Source organism: Bartonella sp. MU70NMGDW, assembly GCF_042194085.1.
GTDB classification, from domain to species: domain Bacteria; phylum Pseudomonadota; class Alphaproteobacteria; order Rhizobiales; family Rhizobiaceae; genus Bartonella; species Bartonella grahamii.
Genome location: NZ_JBHIMK010000357.1, coordinates 1 through 1,176, shown reverse-complemented (window position 1 = coordinate 1,176; position 1,176 = coordinate 1). Strand labels below are relative to the sequence as shown.

Below are 1,176 nucleotides of genomic sequence, written 5' to 3'. Positions count from 1 at the left end.
TTTATTGTACAGTTTTACGCCACTTGATCCCACTTGTGGAGGTGTAAGACAGTATTCTTATGATATTTACGCGCATTGAGCCTTGTTACAGCTTTTGCATTTAGGTGGATTTGTTAGCGTGTAACGAATTATCTTTTGTGCTGTAATTGCAGGGGCAGGTTTAAGGGTGGGGGTGCATAAATGAGAAAGAGATATTATCATATCAAATTGTTTGATCACGCATAAAAATTTACCCTTTATGAAGGGGCATTTATTGCCTTGTAACTTGCCTGATATCTTGCATGAAAGCCCAAAATTCAGTAGGATTCCTCTCACTTCAAAACTTCTTATCTTAAATCAATTCAAATCATTTGCTTGTGTATCACAAGGAAGGGTGTGGTTGTGGGATTATTAAAAAGTGTGATAAGTTGCAGTGTGAGGGGAGTATAATCTCTGTGTCAGTGAAGGAGATTGCTCTTAGCATTTTGAAAAATATGTTAAGTTTCGTAGAAAAAGCGGGGAATATATGGAAATTGATGAAAGTATAGAATGGCTTTTACGTTCTCAAAAAATAACAATACTGCAGGCAGCGTTATTGATAGTGGATTTGAATCCACTCATATGTGAATTTACCAACGCACTCAGACCTGGAGACAGTAATATTTACGAAGGAGGGTATTCAGTACCGTCTAATAAAACTGCTTTATTCCGAGCTGTTTATAGTGACATAGTAAGAGAAGCAAAAGAGGGAAAATTAAGGGTAGAAGGGTATGGTCATTGTGATTTGTGGGGGAAGCGTTTGCACGAGAATCCTATTGTTCAAGATTCTTCTGTTGTTTCCTTAGATGATTTGAGGAAATGGCTTTTATTGCGTGGTAAGAGACCTAAAGTTTTTTTCCCTGAGGATAATTTTGCTGAGACTAAGGATCAAAAATATAAGTTTCAAGATCCAACGAATCCACGTTATGCTCCAAAGCTTGCGGCGGTGGTTGCGGCATGGGAAGCGGTGAGTGAGGCTGAGGGTGGTAAAACTGTTAAAGGAACGCTTATAAAGTGGCTTAGTGACAATGCCGTTCAGTACAAGTTGGTGGATGATAATAATTTACCAAGAGAGAAGCTCATTGAGGAATTAGCGGCTGTTGCGAATTGGGAACCTACCGGAGGGGCGCCTAAGACACCTGCCAGCTCTCTTTTATC

The 1,176-nt window shown here is 39.5% G+C and carries 1 protein-coding gene; it reads left to right on the top strand.

What is annotated here, in order from left to right; translation table 11 throughout:
- Positions 1-505: 505 nt before the first annotated feature.
- A partial coding sequence (locus ACFIKE_RS10975; RefSeq protein WP_375649947.1) for a hypothetical protein occupies positions 506-1,176 on the top strand: 671 nt, incomplete at its 3' end.